Here is a 16,255-nt window from a genome sequence, read left to right on the forward strand (position 1 = left end):
ATGAACAGGACGTCGCCCAACGTCCGCGCCGCGTATGCGGGCGCGCCCCCCGATCCGACGGCCGCCGCCGTTCAGGCCAGCCCGCTGCTGGAGGTCTCCGGCGTCACCTTGCAGTACAAGACGGCGGATCATCTGGTGACGGCCACCTACCGGGTCGACTTCCAGGTCTTCAAGTCGGACCGCTACGTCCTGCTCGGCCCCTCCGGTTGCGGGAAATCCACCCTGCTGAAGGCCATCGGCGGCTATCTGGAGCCGGTGGAGGGCGCCATACGCCTGAACGGGCATGAGGTGACCCGGCCCGGCCCCGACCGCATGATGGTGTTCCAGGAGTTCGACCAGCTTCTGCCCTGGAAGAGCGTGCGCGAGAACGTGATGTTCGCGCTGACCACCAGCGGCCGCGCCAAGGGGGCGGAGGCCGCCGAGCGCACGGACTACTACATCAACAAGGTCGGCCTGGCGAAGTTCGCGCACAGCTTCCCCCACACCCTGTCAGGCGGCATGAAGCAGCGCGTGGCCATCGCTCGCGGCATGGCGATGGAGCCGGACGTCCTGCTGATGGACGAGCCCTACGCCGCGCTCGACGCCCTGACGCGCCGCCGCATGCAGGACGAACTGCTGCGCCTGTGGGACGACACGAAGTTCACCGTCCTGTTCGTGACCCACTCCATCGAAGAGGCGATCCGCGTCGGCACCCGCATCCTGCTGCTGTCGCCGCACCCGGGCCAGGTGAAGGCCGAACTCAACAGCATCCCGCCGGAGCAGCTGGGCACAGCCGCGCAAGCCGAGCTGGAAGCCCGCATCAACGACATGCTGTTCGTCCACTGAGGCCCCGCCATGACCGCGCAATCCGTCCTCGTCGACCGCCCGGAAATCATCCGGGACGTGTCCCACTCCACCGTCACCGCTGAGATCGAGAAGCCGCTCGGCGTGTGGGAACGCCTGTACCGCGTCCCGTTGCTCCGCAAGGGGCTGATCCTGCTCGTGCTGGCGGTGATCTGGGAGGCGTACGGCCGCTGGCTCGACAACCCGCTGCTGTTCCCGCCCTTCTCGGCGATGCTCGACGCCTTCGCCACCGACCTCGGCAACGGCATCATTCCGGCGCGCACGCTCGTCTCGCTCCAGACGCTGGTGATCGGCTATGCGATGGGCATCATCCTGGCGGCCCTGCTGACCACCATCGCCATCGGCTCGCAGATCGGCACCGACCTGCTGGAGACGATGACCTCCATGCTGAACCCGCTGCCGGCCATCGCCCTGCTGCCGCTGGCGCTGATCTGGTTCGGGCTCGGGTCGGGCAGCGTGATCTTCGTGCTCGTCCATTCCGTGCTGTGGGCGATTGCGCTGAACACGCACGCCGGCTTCCGCTCCGTCTCGAACACGCTGCGCATGGTTGGCCGGAATTATGGGCTGAGCGGCCTGGGGCTCGTCCGCCACATCCTCATCCCCGCGGCCTTCCCGTCGATCCTGACCGGCCTGAAGGTGGGCTGGGCCTTCGCTTGGCGCACGCTGATCGCGGCGGAGCTGGTGTTCGGCGTCAGCTCCGGCTCCGGCGGGCTCGGCTGGTACATCTTCGAGAACCGGAACCAGCTGGAGACGGCGAACGTCTTCGCGGGCCTGTTCACGGTGATCCTGATCGGCCTCGTCGTCGAGAACGGCGTCTTCGCCACCATCGAGCGGCGCACCATCCGCCGCTGGGGCATGCAGCACTGATCCATCGATAAGAATCTTTACGGGAGGACCCATCATGACCGCTTTCGCGACCCTGCGCCGGGTCGGCGTGCTGGCGACGGCGCTTGTCGCTCTGGTTTCCGGGGCTCTGGCGACCGGCCCCCTGCGTGCCGAAACCGCCGAAGTGCACATCTCCAAGGGCTACGGCATCCTGTACCTGCCGATGATCGTCATGGAGCACGAGAAGCTCCTGGAGAAGCAGGCCAAGGCGGCCGGCCTCGGCGACGTCAAGGTCGGCTGGCTGGAGCTGGACGGCGGCAATGTTATCAACGACGCCATGATCTCCGGCAACCTGGACATCGCGGCCATCGGCGTGCCCGGCTTCCTGACGCTGTGGTCGAAGGTGAAGGGCAACGCGAAGCTGGAGGTTTCGGCGCTGGCCGGGCTCAGCGCCACCTCGCTGTACCTCAACACCAACAACCCGGCCATCAAGTCGCTGAAGGACTTCGGCGCAAAGGACAAGATCGCCCTGCCGGGCATCAAGACCTCGCTGTCCGCCGTCGTTCTCCAGATGGCCGTCGCCAAGGAGTTCGGCGACGACAACTACGCCAAGCTCGACCCGATGACCGTCGGCCTGCCGCACCCGGAGGCCTACACGGCGCTCGTCTCCGGCAAGACGGAGGTGAACAGCCATCTCGGCTCCCCGCCCTACTCCTTCATGGAGCTGGAAAACCCGCAGGTGCACCGGGTGATGAACTCGGTGGACGTGCTCGGCAACATCTCGCTCGACCTCGTCTACGCGCCCAAGCGCTTCATCGACGCCAACCCGAAGCTGACCGCGGCCTTCGTCGCGGCGCTCGACGAGGCCGACAAGCTGATTTCCGAAGAGCCGGGACGCGCCGCCGCCATCTACGTCCAGTCGTCCAAGGCCAAGCTGTCGCCGGACGAGGTGGAGCGGATGATCAAGGACCCGGACACCAAGTTCTCCACCACCCCCAACGGTGTCATGCAGTTCGCCAACTTCATGGGCCGTGTCGGCACGATCAAGAACAAGCCGGCGACGTGGCAGGACCTGTTCATCGCCAACGTCCATTCCCTGCCTGGAAGCTGATCGCGTTTTTCGAACAGCACGTCCCCAACGAACTGGCCCGGGTCATTCCCGGGCCATCTTCTTTTAAAGCGGATGGCGATCCGCTTTGGACCGCGACGGCGGGCTCGGCCGCCAGCTTTCTGTTCAGAGATTGGCGGCCGAAGCCCGGCCTCTCGCGGGAACTTCGTTCCCGCTGGCGGCAAGCGGATGCCACAGGCATCCGCTACGAGCCGGCATGTGAGGCCATTTGACCCTAAAGCGAACGGAAGTTCGCTTTAGGGCTGGTGCAGGAAGGCCTTCCACTGCTGGAGGAAGCGGTCGCGCTTCAGGTGATCCATGTAGACCAGCAGCGCGGGGCCAAGACCGATCCGCTGCGTGGGACCGCGCATCGCCTCCTGCAAGTGCGTCGCCGACATCGGGCCGCCGACGGTCGGCAGGATGGAGTAGAAGGCGGTGTTGGCGGCGATCACCGCCTGCCCACGCTCCGACAGCAGGTAGTCGATGAAGCGCCCGGCCAGCTCCGGGGCGCTCGCCCGGCGGGGGATCAGGGCGACGCGGGTCATGACCAGCGCGTAGTCGGACGGCAGGACGATCCCGATGTGGGCGCCGTGCAGCTGCCGTTCCCGCGCGTAGGAGCCCAGCAGGTTGTAGCCGATCAGGCTGTCGCCCCGCTCGATGGCGGCCACCATGTCGGCCGTGCAGCACAGCTGCCGGGCCTGGTTCTCGCCGAGCGCGTCGGCAAGCTGCCAGAATTGGCTGGTCAGGACGGAATCCTGCGTCGCGAACAGATAGCCGATGCCGCTGTCCTCGACGTTGTAGGTCACCACGCGGCCCCGGTAGCGTTCCTTCCGGTCGCGCAGCAGGTGGATCAGCTCTTCGCGGGAGTGCGGCACCTCGTCCTCCGGGACGAGGTCGCGGTTGAAGACGATGACCGCCGGTTCCTGCGTGAAGCCGAAGGCGGCGCTGCGCCACTTGGCCCAGTCCGGAAGCGCGTCGGTCGCCGGGGAGCTGTGGCGGCGCGCGTGCCCGTCGTTGACCAGCTTCACCTGCAAGCCGGCGGCGGAGCTGATGACGAGGTCCGGCACGTCGCCGGCCCCGCGTTTGACCACGGAGTCGTACAGCTCCCCGGTGTTCATCTCCCGGTACTCGACGGTGACCGTCGGGTTCATCGTCTGAAAATCGCGGATCAGCGGCTCGATCGCCGGCCGGTCGGTGGCCGCGTCGATGCGCAGATGTTCCATTCCCGCGCCTGGGGCGGGATACAGGACGGGCTCCAGGGCCAGGGCCGGCCGGGCGGCGGCCAGCAGCAGGCCGAGCAGCAGCAGGGGCAACACGCGCCCGCCCGGCATTGGGCCGGGGGCTTCCTTGCCCGACCGCTCTTCCCCCGGAAACTCCAGCCGGACGATCAGGCCGCCGCCCGGACGGTCGAGCAGGGAGAGGACGGCCTGGTGCGCCTCCGCCACCGCCACGGCGATGGAGAGCCCGAGCCCGCTGCCGGCGGTTCCCTTGGCCGACTGCCCCCGGCCGAAGCGTTCGAGCACCGCCGGCTTTTCCTCGTCCGGAACGCCGGGGCCGCGGTCGGCAATCTCCACCAGGGGGCCATAGCCGCCGCTTCCCGACCGCACGCGCACGTCGATGGGGCCCGGGCCGCCGTACTTGACCGCGTTGTCCAGCAGGTTGGACAGGGCTTCCCGCAGGGTCACGGGGTCCCCGTGCAGCAGCGCGCCCCCGCCGGCCGGCTCCCGCGTCAGATGGATGGGCGGAGCCTCCGGCCGACCGGCCGCCTGCTGGACGATCTGGCCGAGCAGCGCGTCGAGGTCCACCTCCTGCGGCTGCACCGCTTCCGCGCGGTGGACCACGGTCGCGTGGTTCAGCAGCTGGGTCGTCAGCTCGCTCGCCTCCACGGCGTTGCGGTGGATGCGCTCGACCCGGTTGCGCAGGCGTTCGACGTCGGCCTCGCGGCGCGCCAGCTCGGCCTGCGAGCGCAACGCGGCCAGCGGCGTGCGGATCTGGTGCGCGGCGTCGGCCAGGAAGGACTGGGTGGAGTCCAGGTTCGCTTTGAAGCGGACCATCAGCTGGTTGATGGCGCCCAGCAGCTGCCCGACTTCGGTCGGCACGGGCGCGTCGATCGGGGTGAAGTCCTGCGGGCGCCGCGCCCGGATCAGCGCCTCCAGGAAGCCCAGCGGGGCGAGCGCCTGCCGGACGCCGAGCCAGAGCAGCAGCGCCCCGACCACCACCGCGAAGGCGATGGGCGCGAAGGCGTTGGCGACGAGCCGTGATGCCAGCATGTCGCGCGCCTCGCGCGTCTGGGCGACGACCACGGTCGCCCATCCCGACCGCGGCACCCCGCTGATGAAGCGTCCCGTCACCGCGACCCGGACCGGTGCGTCGCTGTAGACTGCGTTCTGGAACACCGGCGTGTCGTCGTGCACCGCGCCGCCGGGCAAATCCTCATAGCCGGTGACGAGGAGGCCGCCCGGCGCCAGCACCTTGTAGAAGACCCGGTCGTGCCGGGCCGTGCCCAGGACGCTCAGCGAGGAATAGGGCAGGTCCACCGTGATGGCGCCGTTTTCCACCCGTATGGCGTCCGCGATGGACAGGGCGGACGCCGACAGAAGCTGGTCGTAGGCGCTGTCGGCCGCGTCGCGCGCGTACGAGCGGACGAACAGGAACAGGATCAGGGTCACGACGCCGAGCACGAGGAACATCCGGCTCAGCAGGCGCCGCCGCAGCGAGCCTCCTTCACCGGCCTGACCTTCATTCGGCATGTTGTTTTTCACCGACATAGCCGACGCCGTGCACGGTGCGGATCACCACCGAGGCGCCCTCCAGCTTGCGCCTTAGGCGGGAGACGGACATCTCCACCGCGTTCGGGGTGACCGCCTGTTCCAGGTCGAACAGCTGCTCGATCAGCGCGTTTTTGGTCAGCACGCGCCCCAGGTTGCCCAGGAACAGCTCCAGCAGCCGGAACTCCCGCGCGCTGAGGTCGAGCGGCTGGCCGCCGACCGAGACGGTCCGCGCCGCCGCGTCGAACACGAGGTTCCCGAAGGTCGCCTCCGACGAGGCCATCCCGTGCGACCGGCGCAGCAAGGCGCGGCATCGCGCCTCCAGCTCGCGCAGGTCGAATGGCTTCACGATGTAGTCGTCGGCGCCGAGGTCGAGCAGGTGGATCTTCGTGTCGATCTGCGAGCGCGCCGTGGTGACCAGCACCGGCGTCCGGTCCCCGCGGCGGCGCAGCTGGCGCAGCAGGGTCTGGCCGTCCGGTCCCGGCAGCATCACGTCGAGGATGATGAGCTGGTACGTCTCCGTCCGCAGAAGCTCGTCGGCCTGATGGCCGTCGGGCGCCCAGTCGACGGCGTGCCCAAGGCTGCGCAGGCTGTCGATGACGGCGTCGGCCAGATCCTCGGCGTCCTCGATCACCAGTATCCGCATCGACGTTCCCTCGCGGGCCGATCCGATGCCCGGCGCCGGATCAGCTGTGAATCCCCGGCGCTTCCTGGCCGGTGCTCGCCACATACTCCGTGTAGCCGCCGCCGTACTGGTGGATGCCTTCCGGCGTCAGCTCCAGCACCCGGTTGGACAGCCGCGCCAGGAAATGCCGGTCGTGCGACACGAACAGCATGGTGCCCTCGTAGTTGGCCAGCGCCGTGACCAGCATCTGCTTGGTGTCCAGATCGAGATGGTTCGTCGGCTCGTCGAGCACCAGGAAATTCGGCGGATTGAACAGCATGATCGCCATCACGAGGCGGGCCTTCTCGCCGCCGGACAGGACGCGGCACTTCTTCTCCACGTCGTCGCCGGAGAAGCCGAAGCAGCCGGCCAGCGCGCGGAGCGCCCCCTGCCCCGCCTGCGGGAAGGTGGTTTCCAGAGTCTCGAAGATCGTCTGGTCGCCGTCGAGCAGTTCCATGGCGTGCTGGGAGAAATAGCCCATCTTCACGCTGCCGCCGACGGTGACGGTCCCGGTGTCCGGCTCGGTCACGCCGGCGATCAGCTTCAGCAGCGTCGACTTGCCGGCGCCGTTGACGCCCATGACGCACCAGCGCTCCTTGCGGCGGATGGTGAGGTCCAGCCCCTCGTAGATGGTCCGGCTGCCATAGCCCTTGTGCACGTTCTTCAGGACCGCGACGTCCTCGCCCGAGCGCGGGGCCGGCGGGAAATCGAACACCACGGTCTGGCGGCGCTTGGGCGGTTCGAAGCGCTCGATCTTCTCCAGCTTCTTCACCCGGCTCTGCACCTGGCTGGCGTGGGAGGCGCGGGCTTTGAAGCGCTCGATGAACTTCAGCTCCTTCGCCAGCATGGCCTGCTGCCGTTCGAACTGCGCCTGCTGCTGCCGTTCGTTCAGCGCCCGCTGCTGCTCGTAGAAGCCGTAGTCGCCGGAGTAGCTGTTCAGCGACCCGCCGTCGATCTCGATGATCTTCGTGACGATGCGGTTCATGAACTCGCGGTCGTGCGAGGTCATCAGAAGCGCGCCTTCGTAACCCTTCAGGAAGCCTTCCAGCCAGATCAGGCTTTCGATGTCCAAGTGGTTGCTCGGCTCGTCGAGGAGCATGGCGTCGGGGCGCATCAGCAGGATGCGGGCAAGCGCCACGCGCATCTTCCAGCCGCCTGACAGGGCGCCGACGTCCCCGTCCATCATCTCCTGGCTGAAGCTGAGCCCGGCCAGCACTTCCCGCGCCCGCCCCTCCAGCTCATAGCCACCCAGCTCGTCGAAGCGCGCCTGCACCTCGCCGTAGCGCTCGATGATCGCGTCCATCTCGTCGGCGCGGTCGGGATCGGCCATGGCCGCTTCGAGGCTCGCCAGCTCCGCCGCGACGGCGCTGACCGGCCCGGCCCCGTCCATCACCTCCGCGACCGCGCTGCGGCCCGACATCTCGCCGACGTCCTGGTTGAAATAGCCGATGGAGACCTGCTTCTCGATGGCCACCTGCCCGGTGTCCGGCAGCTCCTCGCCCGTGATCATCCGGAACAGCGTCGTTTTGCCGGCCCCGTTCGGGCCGACGAGGCCGATCTTTTCGCCCCGGTTCAGCGCTGCGGAGGCTTCCAGGAAAAGGATACGGTGGCTGTTCTGCTTGCTGATGCTGTCGAAGCGAATCATGTCCGGCTGGGTTCCCGTGGCTTGGTCGGCCCCTTATGCCACAGCCGGCGCGGCGCGCCAGAGTCCAGATCGAGGCGCCGAAGGATTCGCGTCACGTGACGAAGCCCCCGGACGGGCCATCACAAGACCGTCAGGCCTTCCAGGAGCCGAGCAGCACCTCCAGGAAGCGCGCCGCCATCGGCGAGAGGATGGCGCCGTGCCGTCGGACGACGCCGATCGTCCGGGAAATCTTCGGGTGGCTCAGCGGGATCGTCCGGATGATGGGGTGGCCGGCGGCCGGGGTGGCGAGCTTGGGAAGAACCGCGACGCCCAGCCCCGCCTCCACCAGCCCCAGCGAACTCGCGAGGTGCGTGATCTCGTAGGACCAGCTGAGCTTCAGGCCATGCTGCGCCAGGGCGTTGTCGATCAGTGCCCGGTTGCCGCTGGTCCGGCCCACGGTGATGACCCGGTGGGCGGTCAGCTCCTCCCACGTCACGGCCCCTTGGGAGGCCAGCGGATGGTCGTGCCGGCAGGCGACGACGAACGGGTCCTCGGCCAGCGGCGTGAACTCGATGTCCGGGTGTGACGTGCCGATGAAGTTGATGCCGAAATCCGCCTCCCCGCGGGCCACCGCCTCCAGCCCCTCGTTGGCGCCGAGGTCCAGGATGCGGATGCGGATGCGCGGGAACGCGATGCTGAAGCGGCTGATGGCGTTCGGCAGGAAATAGAACACCGCCGTCGGGACCGACGCGATGGTGACTTGCCCGCCGCTCCGCGCCCCCAGGTCGCTGATCCCCAGCAGCGAGGTCTCGAACTCGTCCAGGAAGCGCCGGACCTTCGGGATGAAATCGCGCCCCACCATGGTCAGGGCGACATGGCGGGTCGAGCGCTCGAACAGCGCCACGCCCAGCGTGTCCTCCAGCTTCTGGATGCGGCGGCTGAGCGCCGGCTGCGACAGGTTCAGCAGCTCGGCAGCACGGTTGAAACTGCCCAGCTCGGCCACCGCCACGAACGCCTTCAGATCGACCAGTTCAAAGTTCATGCCCGGCTCCGCACGACGGCGCCCATTAATGCGTGAAACGGAATAATATCGCAAATCATTGCATTTCACAAATACCGTTGGCGATCGGAATATTGGGTCATCGGCTTTCTTCGCCGGCACGGCGAAACCAAGAGACACCAAGCGCCATGAACCACCTGACCAGCCGCCAGATCGGCATTCCCTGCGTGATGATGCGCGGCGGCACCTCCCGCGGGCCCTTCTTCCTGGCGTCCGACCTTCCGGCCGAACCGGCGGAGCGTAACGCCCTTCTGCTCTCCGTCATGGGGGCGGGGAACGACCTGGGCATCGACGGCATCGGCGGCGGCAACCCGCTGACCAGCAAGGTCGCCATCGTCGGTCCCGCCACCATGGCCGGTGCCGATGTGGATTACCTGTTCGCCCAGGTGCGGGTGCAGGAGGGGGTGGTCGACACCTCGCCCAACTGCGGCAACATGCTCGCCGCGGTCGGCCCCTTCGCCATCGAGGCCGGGCTCGTCCCGGCCGCGGACGGCGTGACGGTGGTGCGCATCCACAACGTCAACACCGGCAAGCTGATTGAGGCGCGCGTCCAGACCCCCGCCGGCCAGGTGACCTACGACGGCGATGATGCCATCGACGGCGTGCCCGGCACCGCGGCGCCCATCCATCTGGCCTTCCTCGACGCGGCGGGCGCCAACACCGGCCGGCTGCTGCCCACCGGGGCGCCGATCGACCGCATCGGCGGGATCGAGGTGTCCTGCATCGACGCCGCCATCCCGGTGATGCTGGTCCGCGCCGCCGACCTCGGCAAGACGGGGTACGAGCCGACGGACAGCTACCGGCACGACCGGGAGTTCCTGGGCTGCCTGGAAGCGTTGCGCGTGGAGGCCGGCCGCCGCATGGGCTTCCCCAACGCCGCGGGCATGGTGATCCCCAAGCCCGTCCTGCTGGCGCCGCCCACGCGCGGCGGCACCCTGGCCGTGCGCTATTTCATGCCGCACGACTGCCACCGCGCGATGGCCATCACCGGCGCCGTCGCCACCGCGACCGCCTGCACCATCCCGGGAACCGTGGCCGCCGCCCTGGCCGGCCGGTTGTCCATGCCCGGCGACGTCACCTTCGAGCATCCGGCCGGACGCCTGACCGTCCATCTCGAACCGGGGGCCGGCCAAGCCGCTCCCATCGCCAGCATCCTGCGCACCGCGCGGCGCCTGTTCGAGGGAACCGTGTTCGCACGGCCATTCGCACGGGCCTTGCCCCCGCCGCGGGCCGCCTTGGCGGCCTGACGCCACAGCACAAGAGAGGAGGAAACGCCATGCGCCTACAAACGGGAAGCCAAACCCCGGCGCCGACCAAGCCCAAGGCCTTCTACAAGGCCCTGTATTTCCAGGTCGTCGTCGGCCTGGCCCTGGGCATCCTGGCCGGCCATCTCTGGCCGGACTTCGGGGCTTCCCTGAAGCCGCTGGGCGACGGGTTCGTCAAGCTGGTCAAGATGATGATCGCGCCGGTGGTCTTCTGCACCATCGTCAGCGGCATCACCAGCCTCAACGACACCCGCGAGATCGGCAAGACGCTGGTGAAGTCGATGGCGCTGTTCTACGCGCTGACGGCGGCGGCACTCCTCATCGGGCTGGCGGCGGTCCTGATCATCGAACCCGGCGTCGGCATGCACGTGTCGCCAGCGTCGCTCGATCCCGGGGTGGCGGCGCGCTACGCCAAGCAGGCGGCTCCGGTCGGGTTTTCCGACTTCCTGCTGCACATCATCCCGCACTCCTTCTTCGGCGCCTTCGCCGAGGGCGAGGTGCTGCCGGTGCTGCTCATCTCCGTCCTGGTCGGCTTCGGCCTGACGCGGGTCGGCAAGGCCGGCGAGCCGGTGGTCCAGGGCATCGAGTCCTTCTCCCACGTGCTGTTCGCCGCCTTCGGCTTCATCATGAAGCTGGCCCCGATCGGCGCCTTCGGCGCGATGGCCTTCACCGTCGGCAAGTACGGCATCGACAGCATCGGCTCACTCGGCCTGCTGATCCTGACCTTCTACGTGGCCTGCGGCGCCTTCCTGGTGGTCGTCATCGGCACGCTGGCGCGGCTGCACGGCTTCAGCCTGTGGAAGGTGCTGCGCTACTTCCGCGAGGAGCTGCTGATCGTGCTCGGCACCTCCTCCTCCGAACCGGTCCTGCCGCGCGTGCTGCAGAAACTGGAGGCGCTGGGCTGCAAGAAGGGCGTCTCCGGCCTGGTGCTGCCCATGGGCTACTCCTTCAACCTGGACGGCACGGCGATCTACCTGACGCTGGCCTCCCTGTTCATCGCCCAGGCCTGCGACATCCACCTGTCGGCCGGCCAGATCGTCGCCATGCTCGGCGTCATGCTGCTGACCTCGAAGGGTGCCGCGGGCGTCACCGGCAGCGGCTTCGTCGCCCTGGTCGCCACGCTGACGGTGATGCCGGACCTTCCCGTGGCGGGCGTCGCGCTGCTCGTCGGCATCGACCGCTTCATGTCCGAGGCCCGCGCCCTGACCAGCATCATCAGCAACTGCGTCGCCAGCATCGTCGTCTCGATCTGGGAGAACGCCTGCGACCGCGAGGTCCTGCAGCGGGAACTGAACCAGAGCTACGCCCGCACCGAGCGCTGCCTGGAGGAAAAGGGCGACATCGCGGTCCTGCCGCTGAACGCCCGGACGCCCGCCCAGCCGTCGCATTGATCGCCCAAAGACGCTCCCGCGCATCGAGGACTTACTATGATGAATGCCCCCGCCCTGAACACTAAGGATTGGATCGGCCGGACCGAGACCGTGTCCGACACCGTCACCCCCACCCCCTACGCCGCGCTGTCGGCCACGCTGGACCGGCCCGCCGAGCGTCCCGCGGTCGGCACCCCGCTCCCGCCGTTGTGGCACTGGCTGTACTTCCTGCCGCTGCACCGCCAGTCGGAAATCGGGCCGGACGGCCACGCCAAGCGCGGCGGCTTCCTGCCCCCGGTGCCCCTGCCCCGCCGGATGTGGGCCGGCAGCCAGTTCGAGTTCCACAGCCCCCTGCGCGTCGGCGACACGCTGATCCGGACCTCGACCATCCATGACGTGACCGAGAAATCCGGGCGCACCGGCCCGCTGGTCTTCGTCAAGGTCCGCCACGAAATCCGCCGCGCCGGCGAAAGCCAGGTGGCGCTGACCGAGTTCCACGACATCGTCTACCGCGAGGCCCCCACGCCCGACGATGCACAGCCGGAGCCCCGGCCGGCGCCGGCGGACGCAGCCTGGGAGACGCGCTGGGTCCCCGACGACGTGCTGCTGTTCCGCTACTCCGCCCTGACCTTCAACGGCCACCGCATCCACTACGACCGCCGCTACGTGACGGGGGTGGAGGGGTATCCGGGGCTGATCGTGCACGGCCCGCTGATCGCCACCCTGCTGCTCGACCTGCTGCGCCACCAGCGGCCGGAGGCCGAGGTCGCCTCCTACCGCTTCAAGGCGGTGCGGCCGACCTTCGACATCAACCCCTTCTCGGTGTGCGGGACTCCGCTGGCGGACGGCAAGACCGTCCACCTCTGGGCCAAGGACCATGAGGGCTGGCTGACCATGGACGCCACCGCGGTCCTGAAGTGAGGACAAGTTCGATGAAACCCCTGAACGGCATCACCGTCGTCACCCTGGAACACGCCATCGCCGCCCCCTTCGCGACGCGCCAGCTTGCTGACCTCGGCGCTCGCGTCATCAAGGTGGAACGGCCCGGCGTCGGCGACTTCGCCCGCGGCTACGACGAGCGGGTGCGCGGCGTCGCCTCGCACTTCGTGTGGACCAACCGCTCCAAGGAAAGCCTGACGCTCGACGTCAAGCACCCGGAGGCGCAGGCGATCCTCAAGCGCCTGATCCGCGAGCAGGCCGACGTGGTGGTGCAGAACCTGGCCCCCGGTGCGGCCGCCCGCCTCGGCCTGTCCTACGAGGCGCTGTCGGCCGAGAAGCCGGACATCATCGTCTGCGACATCTCCGGCTACGGCAGCGACGGCCCGTACCGCGACAAGAAGGCCTACGATCTGCTGATCCAGGGCGAGTCCGGCTTCCTGTCGGTGACCGGCACGCCGGAGACGCCCTCCAAGGCCGGCCCGTCCATCGCCGACATCTCCGCCGGCATGTACGCCTACACCAACATCCTCGCCGCCCTGCTGCAACGCGGGCAAACCGGACGCGGCTGCCGCATCGACGTCTCCATGCTGGAATCGCTGGTGGAGTGGATGAGCTACCCACTCTACTACGCCTTCGACGGCGCGGCGCCGCCGGCCCGCACCGGCGCCAGCCACGCCACCATCTACCCCTACGGCCCGTTCCCGGCCGGCGACGGCAAGACCGTGCTGCTCGGCCTGCAGAACGAGCGCGAATGGGTGGCCTTCTGCGACACGGTGTTGAAACGTCCGGAGCTGGCGCGGGAGGAACGGTTTTCCAGCAACTCCCGCCGCAATGCGGCGCGCGACGAGCTGCGCGGCATCATCGTGGCGGCTTTCGCCGACCTGACCGCCGAGAAGGTGGTCGCCCGGCTGGAGAAGGCGTCCATCGCCAACGCCCAGGCCAACAGCATGCAGGACGTCTGGAACCACCCGCAACTGGCGGCCCGCAACCGCTGGCGCACGGTGGAGACGCAGAACGGGCCGGTGCCGGCCCTGCTGCCGCCGGGCCTATCCAGCGACGGGGAAGCGCGGATGGACCCGGTGCCGGCGCTCGGCCAGCACACGGATCGCATCCTGGCCGAACTGGGCTACGCGCCCGGCGACATCGCCCGGCTGCGCGACGCGAAAGCGATCTGAACCGCGCCCCGAACGGAAAGCCATCTTAGGGAGGACACGAACCATGCCGTCCACGATCATCGACTCCGCCATCTTCGGCGACATCTTCAGCACCCAGGCCATGCGCGCGGTCTGGTCGGACGAGAACCGCACCCGCAAGTACCTGGACATCGAGGCAGCACTCGCCCGCGTCCAGGGCCGGCTTGGCATCATCCCGCAGGAGGCGGCCGACGAAATCGTCGCCAACTGCTCCCTCGACAAGATCGACATGGCAAAGCTGAAGGCGCAGACGGAGCGCATCGGCTACCCCGTGCTGGGCGTCGTCTCGCAGCTCAACGCGCTGTGCCGCGACCGGCTCGGCGAATTCTGCCACTGGGGCGCCACCACGCAGGACATCACCGACACCGCGACGGTCCTGCAGATGCGCGAGGCGCTGGCCATCGTGGACGAGGACCTGGCGGGCCTGTCGGCGGCCCTGGCGGATCTGGCCAAGCGCCACCGGGACACGCCGATGATCGGCCGCAGCAACCTCCAGCAGGCGGTGCCGGTGACCTTCGGCTACAAGATGGCCGGTCTGCTGTCGGCGGTCGAACGCCACCGGGAACGGCTGGAGCAGCTCCGCCCGCGCGTGCTGATGGGTGAGTTCGCCGGGGCGGCCGGCACGCTGGCCTCGCTGGAGCACGGCGCCATGGAAACCCAGGCCGGGCTGATGGAGGAATTGGGCCTTGCCCAGCCGGCGATCGCCTGGCACACCATCCGCGACACCATCGCCGAGGTCGGCTGCTTCCTGGGCCTGGTCGGCGGCACGCTCGGCAAGCTGTCGATGGACGTCAAGCTGATGATGCAGACCGAGGTCGGCGAGGTCTACGAGCCCTACGCGCACGGCCGCGGGTCGAGCAGCACCATGCCGCAGAAGCGCAACCCGATCTCCAGCTGCTACATCCACGCGGCGATCTCCGTGGTGCGCCAGCACACCGCCGCCCTGCTCGACGCCATGGTCGCCGACCACGAGCGCTCGACGGGCCCGTGGGAAATCGAGTGGATCGTCCTGCCGGAGGCGTTCTGCCTGCTGGCCGGCGCCCTGAAGCAGGCGCGCTTCGTGGTGAGCGGGCTGGAGGTGGACGCCGCGCGGATGCGCGCCAACCTGGACATGACCAACGGGCTGGTGGCGTCCGAGGCGGTGATGATGGGGCTCGGCCGCCACATCGGCCGCGAGTACGCACACGACCTCGTCTACGACCTCTGCCGCGAGGCGGTGCGGCAGAACCGGCCGCTGCTCGACCTCCTGGCCGAGACGCCGGAAATCAGCGCCTGCCTCAGCCGCGCCGAACTGGCCAAGCTGTGCGACCCGGCCAATTACCTGGGCCAGTCGGGCGTCATGGTCGACCGTGTGCTGGCCCGCCTGAAAGGCTGATCGACGCCGAGCACCATAAGACTGCAAGGCCCCCTCTGCGCCCGACGGCGGACAGACGGGGGCCTTCACCTTTTTCTGCATCACGGTTTCAAAGAGCGCTTCCGGATGCACCGGGCACAATCATAGCCGCCCTGCATCGAACCAATCGACCAAGGCAATTTCACAGGAGCGCCGCTCCCGGCCTACCCTGACGGCACGGTGACAGGGCCGCTGAGGGAGGGCGTCATGAGCATCCTGCGCAGTTTCGCCCGCGATTGGGCACGCTGGTCGACGGTGGAGCGAAAGGCCGCCGTGGTCTTCGTCCTCGTGGCGCTGGTGTCGCCGGCCACCTGGCTGCTGTGACGGCCACTTAATCCCAAGAGGGAGCGAGACATGGAAGGTGATTTCGGGCTGGCCCTGAGCGGGCCGGCGACAGGAAAGCTGCGCCCGCTCACTGGCCAGCGGGCACTGGTCACCGGCGGCAATTCGGGCATCGGGCGCGCCATCGCGTTGGCGCTGGGTGAAGCCGGGGCGGATGTCGTCATCAACTACGTGTCGGGCGACGAGGCCGCCGAGGCCGTGGCAGAGGGCATCCGGTGCACCGGTGTGCGCGCCCTATCGGTCAGGGCCGACGTGTCGCGGGAGGAGCAGGTGGAGGCGATGTTCGCCCGCACCGTGGAGGCCTTCGGCGGCCTTGATATTCTGGTCAACAACGCCGGCCTGCAGCGCGACGCGCCCATGGAAGCGATGACGCTGGAGCAGTGGAACACGGTGATCGGCGTCAACCTGACCGGCCAGTTCCTCTGCGCCCGCGCCGCCGTCCGCGCCTTCAGGCGGCAGCGCTTCCGGCCGGAGGTGTCGCGGGCGCTCGGCAAGATCGTCTGCGTCAGCTCCGTCCACGAGGTCATCCCCTGGGCCGGGCACGTCAATTACGCGGCCAGCAAGGGCGGCGTGATGCTGATGATGAAGACGCTGGCGCAGGAGTTGGCGGCCGACCGCATCCGCGTCGTCGGCGTAGCGCCGGGCGCCGTCCGCACCCCCATCAACCGCGAGGCATGGGAAACGCCGGAGGCTCACGCGGAGCTGCTGAAGCTGATCCCCGCCAAGCGCATCGGGGAGCCGGAGGACATCGCCCACGCGGTGGTCTGGCTGGCCAGCGACGCCGCCGACTACATCACCGGCACGACGCTGTTCGTGGACGGTGGCATGACGCTCTACCCCGGGTTCGAAGCCGGAGGCTGA

13 protein-coding genes are annotated in these 16,255 nt (G+C 68.6%); 9 read left to right on the forward strand and 4 right to left on the reverse strand.

Translation table 11 applies throughout. The annotated features are described in order from the left end of the window. The 3 genes from M2351_RS42955 to M2351_RS42965 are packed head-to-tail and all read left to right on the forward strand — an operon-like array spanning nt 1 to nt 2,779. Nucleotides 1-825 carry an ABC transporter ATP-binding protein gene (locus tag M2351_RS42955; protein WP_264662066.1) on the forward strand — a complete coding sequence of 275 codons (825 nt, stop codon included), beginning with the start codon at nt 1-3 and terminating at the stop codon, nt 823-825. Between the two features lie 9 nt (nt 826-834). Continuing rightward, nucleotides 835-1,710: an ABC transporter permease gene (locus M2351_RS42960; protein WP_264662067.1), complete on the forward strand. Its 876-nt coding sequence runs from the start codon at nt 835-837 to the stop codon at nt 1,708-1,710. A gap of 34 nt (nt 1,711-1,744) precedes the next feature. Next, a complete protein-coding gene (locus tag M2351_RS42965; RefSeq protein WP_264662068.1) occupies nt 1,745-2,779 on the forward strand; it encodes an ABC transporter substrate-binding protein in 1,035 nt (344 codons plus the stop codon). 254 nt (nt 2,780-3,033) lie between these two features. Here M2351_RS42965 and M2351_RS42970 read toward each other — a convergent pair whose 3' ends face one another. The 4 genes from M2351_RS42970 to M2351_RS42985 form a co-directional block, all read right to left on the reverse strand. Further along, entirely contained in the window at nt 3,034-5,526 is a 2,493-nt protein-coding gene (locus M2351_RS42970; RefSeq protein ID WP_264662069.1) for a sensor histidine kinase, read from the reverse strand. Further along, a complete protein-coding gene (locus M2351_RS42975) occupies nt 5,516-6,190 on the reverse strand; it encodes a response regulator transcription factor (protein WP_264662070.1) in 675 nt (224 codons plus the stop codon). The genes M2351_RS42970 and M2351_RS42975 overlap by 11 nt, the downstream gene beginning before the upstream one ends. A gap of 40 nt (nt 6,191-6,230) precedes the next feature. Further along, nucleotides 6,231-7,853 (reverse strand): ABC-F family ATP-binding cassette domain-containing protein, encoded by a 1,623-nt coding sequence (locus M2351_RS42980; protein WP_264662071.1) that lies wholly within the window; start codon nt 7,851-7,853, stop codon nt 6,231-6,233. 130 nt (nt 7,854-7,983) lie between these two features. Next, on the reverse strand, nt 7,984-8,874 hold the full coding sequence (locus M2351_RS42985; protein WP_264662072.1) for a LysR family transcriptional regulator: 891 nt from the start codon (nt 8,872-8,874) through the stop codon (nt 7,984-7,986). 146 nt (nt 8,875-9,020) lie between these two features. Between M2351_RS42985 and M2351_RS42990 the strand changes: the two genes are divergently transcribed. From M2351_RS42990 to M2351_RS43015, 6 genes are all read left to right on the forward strand, one after another. Beyond that, a complete protein-coding gene (locus M2351_RS42990) occupies nt 9,021-10,139 on the forward strand; it encodes a 4-oxalomesaconate tautomerase (RefSeq protein ID WP_264662073.1) in 1,119 nt (372 codons plus the stop codon). Nucleotides 10,140-10,168: 29 nt separating this feature from the next. Further along, nucleotides 10,169-11,548, forward strand: coding sequence for a C4-dicarboxylate transporter DctA (gene dctA, locus M2351_RS42995; RefSeq protein ID WP_264662074.1), 1,380 nt, complete (start codon nt 10,169-10,171; stop codon nt 11,546-11,548). Nucleotides 11,549-11,584: 36 nt separating this feature from the next. Continuing rightward, on the forward strand, nt 11,585-12,448 hold the full coding sequence (locus tag M2351_RS43000; protein WP_264662075.1) for an FAS1-like dehydratase domain-containing protein: 864 nt from the start codon (nt 11,585-11,587) through the stop codon (nt 12,446-12,448). 11 nt (nt 12,449-12,459) lie between these two features. Continuing rightward, nucleotides 12,460-13,641, forward strand: a complete 1,182-nt coding sequence (locus M2351_RS43005; RefSeq protein ID WP_264662076.1) for a CaiB/BaiF CoA transferase family protein — start codon at nt 12,460-12,462, stop codon at nt 13,639-13,641. Between the two features lie 43 nt (nt 13,642-13,684). Continuing rightward, nucleotides 13,685-15,034: a 3-carboxy-cis,cis-muconate cycloisomerase gene (gene pcaB / locus M2351_RS43010; protein ID WP_264662077.1), complete on the forward strand. Its 1,350-nt coding sequence runs from the start codon at nt 13,685-13,687 to the stop codon at nt 15,032-15,034. 372 nt (nt 15,035-15,406) lie between these two features. Further along, a complete protein-coding gene (locus M2351_RS43015) occupies nt 15,407-16,255 on the forward strand; it encodes an SDR family oxidoreductase (RefSeq protein ID WP_264662078.1) in 849 nt (282 codons plus the stop codon).

Origin of the sequence: Azospirillum canadense (assembly GCF_025961225.1) — a bacterium.
In the GTDB taxonomy this organism is placed as follows: domain Bacteria; phylum Pseudomonadota; class Alphaproteobacteria; order Azospirillales; family Azospirillaceae; genus Azospirillum; species Azospirillum canadense.